Here is a 14,473-nt window from a genome sequence, read left to right on the forward strand (position 1 = left end):
GAAAAACAGACAAAAGAACCCGTCCTTTTACAGACGGGCCTCTCAATGAAATCAAACATCAGCGGTTTAACAAGCTTCCGACATACTTCAGCAGTTCATTAGCGCTAGTCGAATTATAGCCGTGTTCATCTATTAACCTTGCCACTACCTCATTGACCTTTTTAAGCTGCTGCTCATCCGGCGTTTTGGTGGAGGTCGTAATTTTCACCACATCTTTTAAGTCTGCGAACAGCTTTTTCTGAATCGCTTCGCGGAGTCTTTCGTGCGAATTATAGTCAAAGCGTTTTCCTTTTCTTGCATATGCGGATATGCGGATTAAGATTTCTTCGCGGAACGCTTTTTTCGCGTTTTCTGAAATGCCGATCTGCTCTTCAATGGATCTCATCAGTTTTTCGTCAGGATTCATTTCTTCACCCGTCAGCGGATCGCGGAGCTTATTTTTATTGCAGTACGCTTCCACATTATCTAAATAATTGTCCATGAGAGTTTTCGCGGATTCTTCATATGAATAGACGAACGCCTTCTGCACTTCCTTTTTGGCGATATCATCGTACTCTTTCCTGGCGGCGGAAATAAAATTCATATACCGCTCTTTGTCCTCGGCGGAGATGGACGGATGCTGGTCGAGTCCTTCTTTTAAGGAACGCAGCACATCAAGCGAATTGATCGATTCCATATTTTTTCTGATAATCGTTGAGGAAATGCGGTTGATGACATAACGCGGGTCAATTCCGCTCATTCCTTCATCATGAAATTCCTTCTTCATATCCTCAAGATCAACGGAATTGTAACCTTCAACGCTTTCTCCGTCATAGAGCCTCATTTTTTTGACGAGATCAATATCAGAGCGGTTCGGTTCCTTCAGCCTGGTCAAAATAGAAAACATCGCGGCCACTTTTAATGTATGGGGGGCGATGTGTACGTCAGAAACATCACTTTCAGAAATCATTTTTTCATAAATCCGTTCTTCCTCTGACACCTTTAAATTATAAGGAACAGGCATCACGATGATCCTGGAGTGAAGGGCTTCATTTTTCTTATTGGCAATAAACGAGCGGTACTCCGTTTCGTTCGTATGCGCAACAACCAATTCGTCGGCTGAGATGAGCGCAAACCGTCCGGCTTTGAAATTGCCTTCCTGCGTGAGTGACAGAAGATGCCACAGAAATTTTTCATCGCATTTCAGCATTTCCTGAAACTCCATCATTCCGCGGTTCGCTTTATTTAATTCACCGTCAAACCGATAAGCGCGCGGATCTGATTCTGAGCCGTATTCGGCAATCGTTGAAAAATCAATACTCCCCGTCAAGTCGGCGATATCTTGTGATTTCGGGTCAGACGGGCTGAAGGTTCCGATTCCGGTACGTTTATCCTCCGAGAAGAATATACGTTCAACCTTTACATCCTCAATTCTGCCGCCGTATTCTTCTTCAAGCCGCATGACATTAAGCGGAGAAAGGCTGCCCTCAATTCTGATGCCGTATTCTCTGTAGAAGTCGTCGCGCAGATGATGGGGAATGAGATGGAGAGGATCTTCATGCATCGGGCAGCCTTTAATGGCGTAAACAGCGCCGTTGTCTGTCAATGAGTAGGCTTCAAGCCCTTTTTTCAGCATGGTGACAAGAGTTGACTTTCCGCCGCTGACGGGTCCCATCAATAGTAAAATCCGTTTTCTTACATCGAGCCGCTTGGCAGCCGGGTGAAAGTATTCCTCCACGAGCCGTTCCAGAGATTCCTCAAGGCCGAACAGCTCCCTCGAGAAAAAGCTGTATGTCTTTTTACCGTCATCCTCCTCGATTCCGCTGTCTTTTATCATATTAAAAACGCGAGAATGAGCAGACTGCGCGACCAATGGATTTTCTTTTATGATCTCCAAATAATCAGCGAACGTCCCTTCCCATTTGAGACGCTGCTCTTCCTCTCTGTACTTTTCAATTTTCTTTAATATATCCATAAGAACCTCCTCTATCATGGTTAATGCACTAGAAATAAGGTACTTTGTTACAATCTATGCGGTGACGTGATAATACATGCTTTTCGTTTCTTAAAAATAAAGACGTTATAAGGCCGTCATTGACAAGGGTCCGGTGCACCGTTCATAATGAAAGAAATACAGTTTCATCCAGACTCGGACATCAAATGGAAAAGCAAAGAGGAGGAGAAATGATGAAAACGATCATTTTACTTGGGGTCATTCTCACTTTTTTAGTATCCATTTTTACGGCGGGTTACGACAGCAAACCTGAAAACAAATAACGGCAAAAGGGTGCTCTTCATAAAGAGCACCCTTTCCTGTACAACATAACAATGTTTCATATTTGAATACGTTCTTGGACAATTGATTTTTCATGAGATTTGCAGCTTGTTTGATACTCGATTTTTCCGATTTTGCAGCCCGGGCCTATTTCCACATGCTTTCCTCTGACGATGTCCGCTTCCGTGTATTCGAGGTAAATTGCGTCTCCTTCGATCAATTCAGCAGAAAGCGTGCCGGCTTTCCGTTTAAGAAAACCGGGTTTCCGTCTGACGGTGATCGATGTGCCGCCGATTTCTTTCACACGGCTTCGGTCATAACGCAAATGGATGTTTACGTCCCCCGCGTTTAACAATCCCGCCACATTGATACATCCTGTTACATGAAGCAGCTCCGTCTCGCAATCGCCGCCGACTGTGAGACTGCCTTTTATATGACACTGCTCTCCCGCGGCCCCGCCGCCAATTTCAGCAAGTCCTTTCAGCCTCATCGTGGCGAAACGCATGGAGCCGCCGACTTTCAATGTGCCCATCACATTTGCTGAACGTGCTGATAAATCTCCTGCAACTTCATGCTCTCCGAAAATTTTCAGCCTGTTGATCTCGGCATCTCCGAGAAAAAGTCCCGTACCGAATATCCGGCAGCGTTCGCTTTGAAGTCCTTCGCCGACAGTTCCTTCCCCTTTAATGCTTACATTTTGGTAGGAGCCGCCGGAGGCGTGTCCGGCTCCGTACATTTTTAAATGACTCAATTTTTTTGTCGTTTCCATCGCAGTTCCTCCTATCGTTTCACGACTTTGTTAACCAAAGCGGAAGGATCACATGTAAAATCGCCGCTGTATTCCACAGTCCCAATGGTGCAGCCTGCGCCGATCCGCACATGATTTCCGCGGACTGTCTTCGCGTTCGTGTCCGCCAATTCAATGATGTCACCTTCAATCAGCTCCGCTGTCAGCACCGGGGCCGGCATCAGCTTAAAACGCGTAAGCACGCTCTTTCTGCTCATCACTTTCAAATGGCGGCAGCCGATCTCTTTCACATGGCTTTCTCCCGCCGTCAGCTTAATACTGACTTCATCGGCATTCAGCAGGCCGCCGATCTTGCATTTGCCTTCCGAACGGAACGTCTCTGTCTCGCAATCGCCTTCAATCCCGGCTTTCCCGGATATGAAAATATCATCAGCTTTCACACCGCCGCCGAAAGATGAAAATCCCGCGACGTTCAGCCGCTCCGTTTTGACATCACCTTTAATGACACCCGTTCCGTTGATACGGATGGATTCAGCTTCGGCACTGCCGGAAATTTTCCCCGAACCGCTGATCGTCAGCGTTTGCGTCTTGACATGTCCGTCTGTTTTTCCGCTGCCGTTAAACAAAAAGCTCGCGCACTCCACATCACCTGACACCGTGCCGCTTCCGTTGATCTCCACTGTATGAAAACGGCCTCCTTTTGAACTTCCTGAACCGTTGATGATTAATTTATCTGTTACTTCCATTGATGGTCCTCCTGCATCCATTTCGTTTTTAATTCTTCCGATGCCGCAGCAAGCGCCACCCGTTCAACCACTTTGACAGTCGGTTCAAATAAAATATGTTCCGCGTCTGCGATGAAGCACGTCGTTACGCCAAGCTTTCGGAGCATGACAAGCTCCGTATTTGCTTTCAGCTCGGAAGCCTCATACGTTTTCAGCACCCCTGCCGCCAATTTTCCTTCCTCAAGGCTGATATTGCCCGATTGCAAAAGCCCTTCAAGCACATATAAAGACAGCAGCGCTCGGGACGTGAATGTCACACCGTCTTCGCCATAAACTTGCAGCGCGGCTTTTGAAATCAGTCCCTTTTGAAGCAGCTCCGCAGACGTTATATTGACATCAGTCATTTGCGGAGACAGCATTTCTCTCATTTCATCCAAAGACAGATTTTCTTTCATTTTCTGTATTTTTGAGATGCGTTTTAATATTTCCGCTCTCGGAAAAAATGTTTCCTGGCCTGTAAATGTTGATTTTCGGATAAACCATTCTTCAGGAATTAAATTTTTCCGTTTCCAGCGGTACAGCTGCCCGTATGAAATTGATGTTTCTTCCAGCAATTCTTTTTTAGAAATCAGTTGTTCCTCCATGAATCCAGCTCCTTCGATGAATGTATTGTAACATAACACTGTTACGTTGTTAAGCCTGGAAATATAAAAATGCCGTGAACCGCTGCTGTCCGTCTTTTTTATTCAATAAAAAAACGCCCGGATGCGGGCGTTTTTTTCTCACGTCAAATCTCTGTAATTTTGCTGGCGCAGCGCTTCATATACAAGAATCGCGGCCGTGTTGGACAGGTTTAATGATCTCACATGCTCGGTCATAGGAAGACGCAGGCAGCGGTCCATATTGTTTTCGATCAATTCTTTCGGAAGTCCGCTCGTTTCTCTGCCGAATACGAAGAAAAAGTCTTCCTCCGTATTTGAGTAATCAAATGATGTGTGCGGCTTTTGGCCGAATTTTGTAATGAAGAAAAACTTTCCGTTCTCATATGCCTCAAATAACTCTTCCAATGAATCATGATATACGACGTTGACGAACTCCCAATAATCGAGTCCGGCGCGCTTCAGCATTTTATCATCGGTCGAGAATCCGAGCGGGCGGATCAAATGAAGCGTTGTGTCTGTTGCCGCACAAGTACGTGCGATATTTCCCGTATTGGCCGGGATTTCGGGTTGATATAAAACGACATGTAATGCCACGATGTTCACCTCTGTTTTTTATTCCGCCCACCATTATATCATTAATTACTCTTTTGTCGTATCATCCGTAATATGAAAAAACGCATATCTGATGGAAGGAGTATACGCCGTTGAATCCTCATATGACCAATATCTCATTCTGCTGTCATACGTTTGGGCATTGACAAGCGGCATATTGCTTTTATCTTTCGCGACCACGATCGCCGTATGATTAAAACGGCCGTCTCCTTCAAAATCATAGCAAATGATATCTCCGGGCATCAGTTCTTCAGCTCTTGATACTTGCACCGCGCGAAGCCCTGCCTTGGATTGGGCCAGATACATCTTCATCGAATGCGCGACCGTCCAGCTGTAGCTCCACGAGCTTGCCTTCATCCACCAGCCTGAGCCTCTGTTCGGATGCCCCCGCATCGGCGCTTTTCCGGCATGTAAACATTGGGAAATAAAATTGGTGCAATTATCGCTGAAATTTTTATAAGCGGGATTTCGTTTATTCCAAAACTTCTCCGCGTACTGCACGGCAGCCAGACGGTCGTATTGAAACGCCCGCCCGAAATCTTCCCGTTCACTCCGCTCATATTCAATTACGCTGTTCCCGTCAGAAAATCCAGCCGGTTTTTTCTTTACTTCCCGGTCTTTAATCAAAAGCTGATCATAGAGAAATGCAGTCCGTTCCTCAATCTGCTCTTCTAAGTAAAGGTGTCCGTCATGCTCCTTGCACAAATATTCGAAATGAATCGTGTACATGACGCATAACGTGCCGTCGTCCTCAAGGCTGCTTTTGACAATGACGGCTTTTGCCTTCGCTTTCACGATATCAACTTTCCGTTTTTTAAACAGCTCTTTTTTTCTCGTCAGAACCTCAAGATCGCCAGCCTGCCCATTCTGCCTCATCTCGGTTCCGTTTATTAAATAATGAAGCCGGGCCTCCGCTAAATCTTCAATAATATGCTTCAAGCGCTCCACCCACCATACTGTTTTATAAAGAAAAAACACTTGAACTCAGGTCAAGTGCTTTTTCTCTATACATATGTCAGGACCGGCCGGTTTTAGTCTTATCAGAAACCGATAACAGCTCCAGTCCCTTTTCAATTTCCCGTATGGCTTCCTCATCCTGCTCCTTTTGAAGCGCTTTTTCTAATTCCCCCGCATAATCAGGGTCACCGATTTTCCCGATGGCCCAGGCGGCCGTCCCTCTGATGACGGGGCGCGGATCTTGGTGCATCAAGGCCGTTAATTCCGGAAGAGACGAGGCATCTTTAAAATGAGCCAAAGCTAAAATCGCATTCCGCTGTATCGGCTTCTTGCCGCGCCATGATCCCGATACATGTCCGAATTTTTCTTTGAATTCGCGATTGCTTATGGTCAAAAGCGGCTTTAACAGCGGCTTTGCGATTTCCGGATCAGGCTCCATCTGCGGATGAAGATGAAAATCTTTCCCCTTATTAATCGGACAGACCGTCTGGCACGTGTCACAGCCATACAGACGGTTTCCGATTTTCGTGCGGAACTCATCCGGCAAAAATCCCTTTGTCTGGGTCAGGAACGAAATACAGCGCTGGGCGTTAAGCTGTCCGGGATTGACGAGTGCGCCGGTCGGACACGCGTCTAAACATTTTGTGCACGTACCGCACATATCTTCAATCGGCACATCCGGTTCAAAGGGCAGATTGGTGATCATTTCAGCCAGATAGACGTAAGAGCCGTATTCAGGTGTGGTGATCATGCAGTTTTTGGCGCTGAAGCCGATTCCCGCCCGTTCAGCCACGGCCCTGTCGGACAATTCCCCTGTATCCACCATTGACTTTGTGCGGATATCCTCATGTTTGCTTTGGAGAAAATTCTCCAGCAGATCAAGCTTTTCGCGCAGCACGTCATGATAATCCTTCCCCCAGGAAGCTCTGCAAAAAATGCCGCGCCGCCCGTCCCTCGTGCTCCTCGGCGCATCTTTCATTTTGGAAGGATAAGCAAGGGCGATGGCGACGATTGATTTGGCTTTCGGCAGAAGCAAAGACGGAGTGACCCGTTTTTCAATATCCGGCTCTTCAAACCCGGATAAATAGCCGAGTGATTCCTGAAGAATCAGCCGGTCCCGCAGACTGTCGAACGTATCAGCCGTCGTAAACCCGATTTTGTCAACTCCGATGCTTTTGGCGTATTCGATTAATTCCTCTTTCAGTTTATGAATATTCATTTTTTGCACAGCCTCCTTTCTTTGTGATCAGGCTCCCGCACAGGTATAATAGAGTTTTATCATCCCGAAATGGAGTGAACACACTTGAACATCAGTTTAGATCCACTTATTGCTGAACGGGTGCCGGGGATCAAAGCGGCAGCCGTCTTATATGAACAGATCGAAGTCGGGCCTGCTCCGCAAATGCTGAAAGGCCGCCTCCGTTTATTTCAAGAATCTCTTTACTTTGATTATGCTGACGGCGGTATAGAAGAGCAGCCTTTTGTAAAAGAGTGGGCGCGTATAATGGAACAGCTCAGTCCCGCCTTTTCAGGACAAAAAACGCCGATGGAGCTTATGCTCGGCGATATTTCCCGGGAACGATTCATTGAAAGTGTGAATTCAGCCCATGATACCATACTTTTTTTCTCCTTGAAATATTCATTGCCTATCATGGCGTATGACGCCGCAGAAATAGATGAACCGATTTCGATTACGATCGGAGAAAAAGAAAGCGTACTGTCCTTCTCTGGACCGGACGGCGTTTTCGGCGATTTCACCGGACATATCAATACCCGACCGGTCACGCCCGGCACAAAGAAAATGCTGCAGCTGATCTTTTTCCCGCCTTCATTTCATGCCGACGCGGCGGATGAGCTGCTATCATCCTTAACCAAAATGTTTGAACAAATTCACGGAGGCACGCATACCGTCTCTTGGCTTTCATAAAAAGACACGCCTTTCGTGTCTTTTTTCACATAAAAAAACGCAATACTTCGTTTATCAGAGAAACGAAACACTGCGTTAATAACGTATGTATGGAGCGGGTGATGAGAATCGAACTCACGACATCAGCTTGGAAGGCTGAGGTTTTACCACTAAACTACACCCGCATCAAAATTCTTTTTGTCAGTACCGCTTTGACGTTTCTAATATTACATGTTTATTTTTTTTTCGTCAAGGGAATGTTAAAAAATTTGTCGAAAAAAATTCTTTTTTTGTCCACATGTTAAGTTGGGTTTACATTTTGTTAAGAATTTCATACAATACGAAAAAGAAGAAAACTTGAGGTATGCGTGATGATGAAAAATAAAGTAAAAGAGCTGAGAGCCAGATTCGGCTATTCTCAGGAAACGCTCGGAAAAGAAGCCGGAGCCACCAGACAGACGATTGCAGCGATTGAAAAAGGAGATTATGTGCCTTCACTTTTATTGGCGCTTAACATCTGCCGGGCTTTCTCCCTGCCGATGGAGGAAGTTTTCTGGCTGGAGGAGGAGAAAAAATGAGTTTGAAAAGAAAAGCGTGTTTTCACCTTGCACTCTACGGATTGGCCTGCTGGACGCTTATTTCCTTTATGGAAGCGGCGCCGCGGATCGCCCAGTTTTTCCAAACGGAGGGGAGCGGTTCATTTGAGCTGAATATCACTCCGTTTCTGCTGTTTACCGTTTGTGCCGCATTGTATATCTATGCCGAAAAGAAAAAACGAAACGGCAAAAAGCACAAGCTTGTGCCCGATGAATTTGAGGAACAGGATGAAAGAGAACGAATGATGACGGCTAAAGCTTGCCGTTCCTCGTATATCGCCGTTTACTTCTCATTGCCGGCCGCAGCCGTTCTGCTTTTGTTTTATCCGCAGATTCAGCCGCATCTTCCCTTTTTTCCGATTCTTTTGATTTTCATTCTGATGATGATTCAGCATTTGGCTTATGTTTTCACTTTTCATAAGCACGGCAAAAACTCCGGTTCATGACAGATCCGGAGTTTTTTACATTACCAGCTCGCTTTTTTCACCCCGGGAATCCGGCCTTTATGGGCCAGCTCCCTGAATGCGATTCTGGACAATTTAAATTTTCTCATATATCCGCGGGGCCGCCCCGTCACCGTACAGCGGTTATGAAGCCTGGCCGGAGCAGAATCACGCGGCAGTTTGCTCAGCGCTTCCCAGTCTCCTTTTGCCTTTAATTCTCTTCGGATGTCCGCATATTGTTCAACAAGCTTCTGCCGCTTGAGCTCTTTGATCACTTTTGATTTTTTGGCCATTTCAGCACTCCTATCAAATCGTAATAATTACGTTTTGTATCATATCATCCATATGAGTATCGTGCAAGCTAAGCGCTTAAAAAGGCGGGTGAATACCCGCCTTCACTGCCGGCATTTCCCCGGAAATGAATCCGCAGAAAGCGCCCGCCGTCAATTATCCGCCTTGCGACGTCATCAGACTGTCGCTTTATTTCCTCTTGCAAAATGGTCGTTTCCCATTGCTTCACCCAGTCTGCGCTCAAGCTTTTTAGTCCGTTCATTCTGAAACGGCAGAAGCGGAAACACGAGTTCAGCCAGATAATAAGCTTCTTCCAGATGCGGGTAGCCTGAAAAGATAAACGACTCAATGCCGAGTGCCTGATACTCTAAAATTCGATCGGCGACGGTCTGGGGATCACCGACAAGCGCCGTGCCCGCTCCGCCTCTGACCAGTCCGATGCCAGCCCAGAGATTCGGACTGATCTCAAGCTTCGAGCGGTCACCGTTATGGAGATCGGCCATCCGTTTTTGTCCTGAAGAATCAGCGCGCCGGAGCGCAGCCTGCGCTTTCGCAATCGTCTCTTCGTCTAAATGGCTGATTAATCGTTCAGCCGCTTCCCATGCCTCTTTCTCAGTCTCCCGGACAATCACGTGAAGCCTGATGCCAAAACGCATTGTCCTTCCTTTCTTGGCAGCCTGTTTTTTAACGGTTTCAATCTTTTCTTTTACCTGCTCCGGCGGCTCTCCCCATGTTAAATAGACATCTGTATGTTTCGCCGCAGCCTCAATTCCCGCCTGTGATGAACCGCCGAAATATAATGGCGGATGCGGAGACTGTTTTGGCGCAAACAGCAGATTGCTGTTTTCCACTTTGATATGGTCCCCTTCATATGTCACCGTTTCGCCCCGCATGAGTCCGCGCCAGACGGTTAAAAATTCTTCAGTCGCCTTATAACGTTCATCGTGGCTGATAAACATGCCGTCTCCCGCCAGTTCATAAGGATCTCCGCCCGCTACGACATTTACGAGCAAACGGCCGTCTGACAGCCGGTCCATTGTCGACGCCATTCTCGCGGCGACAGACGGCTGCATCAGTCCCGGACGGACCGCCACTAAAAATTTCAAGTCACTCGTTTCCCCCGCTAAAGCGGCAGCCGTCAGCCACGGGTCTTCACATGATCTCCCCGTCGGCAGCAGAACCCCCGTATACCCGAGTCTGTCCGCCGCCTGTGCCACTTGCTTAAAATAAAGATGATCCGCCGTTCTCCCTCCCGTTTGCGTCCCTAAATACCGGCCGTCACCATGCGTCGGAATAAACCAAAGAATCTCCATATGAATCTCTCCTTTTTTAATAGGTTACCCTTCATAACTGTTCCGCCATTTTAATAGTTTCCGTTCGAGCATTCTGACCAATGCATCTGTCAGCTTGCCGACAGCCGCAAAAATGATAATGCCGACAAACACCTTATTTGTCTGTGAAAATTGTCTGGCATCCATAATCATATAACCGACGCCTTCGCTCGAGCCCATCAGTTCCGCCACCACAAGACCGAGCCACGCAATGCCCAGAGAGAGCCTGATGCCGAGCAGGATATTCGGCAGAGATGCCGGAAGAATTAATTTCGCCATCTGCTGATACCAGTTAAATTCCAGCACACGCGCGACGTCAAACAGCTTCGCGTCCACACTGCGGATTCCGAGAAACGTATTAATGTACACGGGGAAAAAAGCCCCCAATGCGATCAGCAGAATTTTTGATGTCTCATCAAATCCGAACCACAAAATGAACAGAGGAGTCACGGCCAAGTGCGGAACCGTTCTGAGCATTTGCAGAGACGGATCAAGATATGCTTCCGTCCGCTTTGAGAAACCGACCAGCAGCCCGAAAACAAGTCCAAGGCCCGCGCCAAGCAGAAATCCGGCAGCCGCCCGGTATAAGCTGATCTCTAAATGACCCCAAAGCTCACCTGAAAGAAGAAGTTCCTGAAACGTCTGCAAGATGACGACAGGCGACGGGAGCACCGTGGCCGAGACGATGCCCAGACTTGCGATAAACTGCCATACTGCGATGACCGCAGCCGGGAGTACAACCCCTTTCATCCATTGGTATGAATACTTCCGGGATCTTGCCAGAGCTTTCTTTTCTGATTGGCTTATTGCGCCGGCAGCCGTTGATGCTTCTGCTTTCATTACTTGCCATCCCCCGTTTCAAGCGCTTTTTTAATAAATGAATTGTCGACAACGTCTTTTACATGAATTTTCTTATGAATCGCTTTTGTTTGATATTGAAAATCAGCGGTTTCCTGCTGGGCTTTGACAATATCATCATTGATCGGTTCATTGAGAGGCTCAGTATTGTTAAGCACGTTTCTGACGACTTTCGGATCAAGATGTTTGATTTTCGCATATAAGGAGACGGCTTCATCTTTGTGTTCCTTTTGCCATGTAACTGCTTTATTGAACACTTTCAGAAAACGGACAACCTCATCCGGGTGTTCTTTGGAAAATCCCGTTCTGACTAACGTGAAACCGGGAGAATATAAATCTGTGCTTTCTCCGTTCGCCAATATTTCCGCCCCGTGCTGCAGCGTTTCAATCGACAAATACGGCTCCCAAATGGACCATGCGTCAACTGATTTGTTTTCAAAAGCGGAAACCGCCTCATCAGGCTGAAGCTGGATGATGGTGACGTCATCGGCGGAAAGCCCCGCTTTATCTAAAGCTTTATAAAGAAAATCAAAGCCGCTGCTGCCTTTGGCTACGGCGATTTTTTTACCTTTCAATTCTTTCAGGCTCTGAATGCCGCTGCCCTTGTTTACGAGAATACCGTTTGCCTTTAACCCGTCCTGAGACAGCCCGATCTCTTTAAAATCAATTCCTGCCGCCTGACCGGAAATGACCGGTGAATTGCCGACCTGGGAAAAATCAAGCTTATCGGCGGCAAGACCTTCAAATTGCGGAGGACCGCTTTGGAATTCGACCCATTTTACTTTTATTCCGTCTTTTTTGAAGGCCTCTTCAAACCAGCCTTTTTCCTTGGCAATGAGAAGCGGGCTTAAACTCTGCTGGATGCCGATCCGGATTTCTTTCACCGTTTTCCCGCTCCCTCCTGTCCCGTCTGCACTGCATCCGGCTGACATCATGACTGCTGCGGCTAAAAGAATGATGATTTTTTTCACTTCGCTTCGTCCCTTCTATATCCCGGACCCATCCGCAAACCGGAGGTCTTCCGTTTTCTCAAACTCAGAAAGCACCTTCTGCCGGACAGCCTGAAAATCCGCTGACGTCCGATTGCGCGGATGCGGAAGCTGAATCGGCATCAGACTGTGCAGCCGGCCGGGCTTTGCCCTGAGGATCGCCAGCTTATCGCCTAAATAGACGGATTCATCAATATCATGCGTGACCAGAATCATCGTCGTTTTTTTCTCGCGCCATATATCAAGCAGCACATCCTGCAAATGTTTTCTCGTAAAAGCGTCAAGCGCCCCGAACGGTTCATCTAAAAGCAGCACCTCCGGCTCGCGCAAAAGGGCTCTGGCGATGGCAACCCGCTGCGACATGCCGCCGGATAATTCGCGCGGATAAGCGTTCTCCGCTCCCTGCAGCCTGACAACCTCAATCAGATCATCCACTTTTTTCCGAACGGCCGGGTCGTTCATATTGAGATCGGCAGCGATGTTTTGTTTTACCGACAGCCAGGGAAACAGCCGGTGCTCCTGAAAGATAAATCCCTGCCGGATGCCCGGTCCCGACACATTGCGGCCGTTTATTGTGACAGAGCCTTTATAATCGGTATCAAGACCGGCAATCAATTTTAAAAGCGTGCTTTTGCCGCATCCGCTCGGCCCGATGACAGTCAAAAATTCTCCCGAAGCAATTGACAGCTCAATATCATTCAGCACCGGTGTTTTCCGGCCTTCATGCTCAAAAGCTTTTTCTTGTATGCTGATGGTTACAGCCATCTGTCTTCCCCTCTCTTTCTGCCGCGTGCGATCGAAAAACAAAAAGGCCCCCATCTCCGATTGCTTGCAGAGATGGGAGCCTTCGGCGGTCCGATCGGCAACCCGTTTGTTTTTAAATTTGAATATCATGTTAATTCAAATTATTCCGACTTGTCAACTATTTTTTATAAGGATTAAAATACGCTCTCCGGCATAACCCTGCCAGAGAGCGCATCGGCTGTATCACGTGTTTACTTCCTTTTCTTGCCGGGCGATTTTCAATAATGTTCGCGCATTGTTGCCGAATATGTTTTCTATATCTTCTTCCCGCATATTGATTTCCCGGCAGGTCCTCACCTGCTCCTGAAGATATCTGTATACATATCCTCTCGGAAATCCGTTCGAATCCGTCCCGAAGATGATCCGTTCAGCACCGATTAATTCAGATGTCTTTCGAAACAGAATTTCCAAATCAAGCGGGTACGGCATCCACCTCATCCACTGATTTGAGCCGGACGTATCAATATACACATTCGGGCAGCTCCAGCACAGCTGAAGCAGTTCCTGATAATATCCGGCGCCGAAATGCGGAATGATGAACGGGATATCAGCATACTCTCTCGCGACGCGATAGATGGAGAGCGGGTTGATGTTGCGATGGCTGACAATGCCCCCCGCTCTTCCTAAAAGCCCGAAGTGAATTAATACAGGCAGCTTTTTGTCAGCCAGATACGTCCACAGCTTTTTCAGCGACGGATCATGAAAATCGATGTCTGTCAGCGGTCCGAACAGTTTATATCCTTTCAGACCGAGCTCTTCTACCGCTCTTTTCAGCTCTTCATACGCATTCTCCCGCTCCAAAGGATGATATGCAAATCCGGTAAATCTCGCGGGATTGGCTTGAATAAACGCCGCCATCCGGTCATTGCTCTCTGCTGTTAAAAAATTCAGCACGTCAATGCCGTACTTATCTAATTCATTCTCCCATCTTGTCATCAAAGCGATTTCGCCGTCATCGCCATCAACATCATGCGGATCAGGAAAATCCCAAGTCAGATTCATTCTTTCTGACCGCTCCCGGTTGTAATCGGAAAATGTCTTATCGTTTTTGCCGAAATAAAGGCTGTACGGCAGATGACCGTGAATATCGACAGGTTTAAAATGCTGCCGGAAAAGCATACAATCGCCGCCTCCCTTACCGCCTGACAATAAAAAAAGGCCCTTATCCAGTGAAGAATAAGAGCCTCTTGTGTCCAAGTCAGCGGTTTCTATTTTTTCTCATCTTAAACCCATTATTCCCGTCAGTCAAGTAGGCTTTCAAATCCAAACCCTTTTTTTCGATAATAAAAATAATTAT

At 47.2% G+C, this 14,473-nt stretch carries 16 protein-coding genes and 1 tRNA gene; 3 read left to right on the forward strand and 14 right to left on the reverse strand.

Annotated features, from left to right (window positions below):
* Positions 1 to 58 precede the first annotated feature (58 nt).
* The 7 genes from prkA to queG all read right to left on the reverse strand — a co-directional run bounded on the left by prkA (position 59) and on the right by queG (position 7,177).
* On the reverse strand, positions 59 to 1,954 hold the full coding sequence (gene prkA, locus CXL14_RS18575) for a serine/threonine protein kinase PrkA (RefSeq protein ID WP_003155391.1): 1,896 nt from the start codon (positions 1,952 to 1,954) through the stop codon (positions 59 to 61).
* Positions 1,955 to 2,312: 358 nt separating this feature from the next.
* Complete coding sequence (locus CXL14_RS18585; RefSeq protein WP_088056547.1) at positions 2,313 to 3,023, reverse strand: hypothetical protein; 711 nt, start codon at positions 3,021 to 3,023, stop codon at positions 2,313 to 2,315.
* Between the two features lie 11 nt (positions 3,024 to 3,034).
* Entirely contained in the window at positions 3,035 to 3,748 is a 714-nt protein-coding gene (locus tag CXL14_RS18590; protein ID WP_012117144.1) for a polymer-forming cytoskeletal protein, read from the reverse strand.
* Entirely contained in the window at positions 3,739 to 4,371 is a 633-nt protein-coding gene (locus tag CXL14_RS18595) for a YhbD family protein (protein ID WP_015417094.1), read from the reverse strand. Before CXL14_RS18595 ends, CXL14_RS18590 begins: the two co-directional genes overlap by 10 nt.
* 138 nt (positions 4,372 to 4,509) lie before the next feature.
* Entirely contained in the window at positions 4,510 to 4,992 is a 483-nt protein-coding gene (gene trmL / locus CXL14_RS18600; protein ID WP_007610253.1) for a tRNA (uridine(34)/cytosine(34)/5-carboxymethylaminomethyluridine(34)-2'-O)-methyltransferase TrmL, read from the reverse strand.
* A gap of 36 nt (positions 4,993 to 5,028) precedes the next feature.
* The gene (locus CXL14_RS18605; protein WP_031304428.1) at positions 5,029 to 5,940 is read right to left on the reverse strand and encodes an amidase domain-containing protein; all 912 of its coding nucleotides are present in this window, start codon (positions 5,938 to 5,940) and stop codon (positions 5,029 to 5,031) included.
* Between the two features lie 76 nt (positions 5,941 to 6,016).
* Positions 6,017 to 7,177, reverse strand: a complete 1,161-nt coding sequence (gene queG, locus CXL14_RS18610) for a tRNA epoxyqueuosine(34) reductase QueG (RefSeq protein WP_015239452.1) — start codon at positions 7,175 to 7,177, stop codon at positions 6,017 to 6,019.
* 84 nt (positions 7,178 to 7,261) lie between these two features.
* On the opposite strand from queG, the gene CXL14_RS18615 reads away from it, so the two are divergent.
* On the forward strand, positions 7,262 to 7,885 hold the full coding sequence (locus tag CXL14_RS18615) for a hypothetical protein (protein WP_025284465.1): 624 nt from the start codon (positions 7,262 to 7,264) through the stop codon (positions 7,883 to 7,885).
* A gap of 90 nt (positions 7,886 to 7,975) precedes the next feature.
* On the opposite strand, the gene CXL14_RS18620 is transcribed toward CXL14_RS18615, so the two are convergent.
* Positions 7,976 to 8,049: transfer RNA gene (locus CXL14_RS18620), tRNA-Gly, on the reverse strand.
* Between the two features lie 189 nt (positions 8,050 to 8,238).
* Between CXL14_RS18620 and CXL14_RS18625 the strand changes: the two genes are divergently transcribed.
* The gene (locus CXL14_RS18625; protein WP_003155407.1) at positions 8,239 to 8,442 is read left to right on the forward strand and encodes a helix-turn-helix transcriptional regulator; all 204 of its coding nucleotides are present in this window, start codon (positions 8,239 to 8,241) and stop codon (positions 8,440 to 8,442) included.
* Positions 8,439 to 8,906: a hypothetical protein gene (locus CXL14_RS18630; RefSeq protein WP_053285083.1), complete on the forward strand. Its 468-nt coding sequence runs from the start codon at positions 8,439 to 8,441 to the stop codon at positions 8,904 to 8,906. The genes CXL14_RS18625 and CXL14_RS18630 overlap by 4 nt, the downstream gene beginning before the upstream one ends.
* Positions 8,907 to 8,926: 20 nt before the next feature.
* Here the strand turns inward: CXL14_RS18630 and rpsN are convergent, their stop codons facing one another.
* The 6 genes from rpsN to CXL14_RS18665 all read right to left on the reverse strand — a co-directional run bounded on the left by rpsN (position 8,927) and on the right by CXL14_RS18665 (position 14,295).
* A complete protein-coding gene (gene rpsN, locus CXL14_RS18635; RefSeq protein ID WP_007610245.1) occupies positions 8,927 to 9,196 on the reverse strand; it encodes a 30S ribosomal protein S14 in 270 nt (89 codons plus the stop codon).
* A gap of 174 nt (positions 9,197 to 9,370) precedes the next feature.
* Positions 9,371 to 10,507, reverse strand: a complete 1,137-nt coding sequence (gene ssuD / locus CXL14_RS18640) for an FMNH2-dependent alkanesulfonate monooxygenase (protein WP_053285084.1) — start codon at positions 10,505 to 10,507, stop codon at positions 9,371 to 9,373.
* Positions 10,508 to 10,531: 24 nt separating this feature from the next.
* Positions 10,532 to 11,365, reverse strand: a complete 834-nt coding sequence (locus CXL14_RS18645; RefSeq protein WP_053285085.1) for an ABC transporter permease — start codon at positions 11,363 to 11,365, stop codon at positions 10,532 to 10,534.
* Positions 11,365 to 12,354 carry an aliphatic sulfonate ABC transporter substrate-binding protein gene (locus CXL14_RS18650; protein WP_015239446.1) on the reverse strand — a complete coding sequence of 330 codons (990 nt, stop codon included), beginning with the start codon at positions 12,352 to 12,354 and terminating at the stop codon, positions 11,365 to 11,367. Before CXL14_RS18650 ends, CXL14_RS18645 begins: the two co-directional genes overlap by 1 nt.
* Positions 12,355 to 12,369: 15 nt before the next feature.
* Positions 12,370 to 13,137, reverse strand: coding sequence for an ABC transporter ATP-binding protein (locus tag CXL14_RS18655; RefSeq protein ID WP_053285086.1), 768 nt, complete (start codon positions 13,135 to 13,137; stop codon positions 12,370 to 12,372).
* A gap of 222 nt (positions 13,138 to 13,359) precedes the next feature.
* Positions 13,360 to 14,295 carry an amidohydrolase family protein gene (locus tag CXL14_RS18665; RefSeq protein ID WP_014417254.1) on the reverse strand — a complete coding sequence of 312 codons (936 nt, stop codon included), beginning with the start codon at positions 14,293 to 14,295 and terminating at the stop codon, positions 13,360 to 13,362.
* Positions 14,296 to 14,473: the final 178 nt, after the last annotated feature.

It is taken from the genome of Bacillus sp. SJ-10, from assembly GCF_002843505.1.
GTDB lineage: Bacteria > Bacillota > Bacilli > Bacillales > Bacillaceae > Bacillus > Bacillus velezensis.

Bases quoted from the DNA above. Each gene is read 5' to 3' on its own strand.
- ssuD (WP_053285084.1), bottom strand. From the start codon at position 10,507: ATGGAGATTCTTTGGTTTATTCCGACGCATGGTGACGGCCGGTATTTA.
- CXL14_RS18665 (WP_014417254.1), bottom strand. From the start codon at position 14,295: ATGCTTTTCCGGCAGCATTTTAAACCTGTCGATATTCACGGTCATCTG.
- CXL14_RS18625 (WP_003155407.1), top strand. From the start codon at position 8,239: ATGAAAAATAAAGTAAAAGAGCTGAGAGCCAGATTCGGCTATTCTCAG.
- CXL14_RS18595 (WP_015417094.1), bottom strand. From the start codon at position 4,371: ATGGAGGAACAACTGATTTCTAAAAAAGAATTGCTGGAAGAAACATCA.
- CXL14_RS18585 (WP_088056547.1), bottom strand. From the start codon at position 3,023: ATGGAAACGACAAAAAAATTGAGTCATTTAAAAATGTACGGAGCCGGA.
- CXL14_RS18655 (WP_053285086.1), bottom strand. From the start codon at position 13,137: ATGGCTGTAACCATCAGCATACAAGAAAAAGCTTTTGAGCATGAAGGC.
- queG (WP_015239452.1), bottom strand. From the start codon at position 7,177: ATGAATATTCATAAACTGAAAGAGGAATTAATCGAATACGCCAAAAGC.
- CXL14_RS18630 (WP_053285083.1), top strand. From the start codon at position 8,439: ATGAGTTTGAAAAGAAAAGCGTGTTTTCACCTTGCACTCTACGGATTG.
- CXL14_RS18590 (WP_012117144.1), bottom strand. From the start codon at position 3,748: ATGGAAGTAACAGATAAATTAATCATCAACGGTTCAGGAAGTTCAAAA.
- rpsN (WP_007610245.1), bottom strand. From the start codon at position 9,196: ATGGCCAAAAAATCAAAAGTGATCAAAGAGCTCAAGCGGCAGAAGCTT.
- CXL14_RS18645 (WP_053285085.1), bottom strand. From the start codon at position 11,365: ATGAAAGCAGAAGCATCAACGGCTGCCGGCGCAATAAGCCAATCAGAA.
- prkA (WP_003155391.1), bottom strand. From the start codon at position 1,954: ATGGATATATTAAAGAAAATTGAAAAGTACAGAGAGGAAGAGCAGCGT.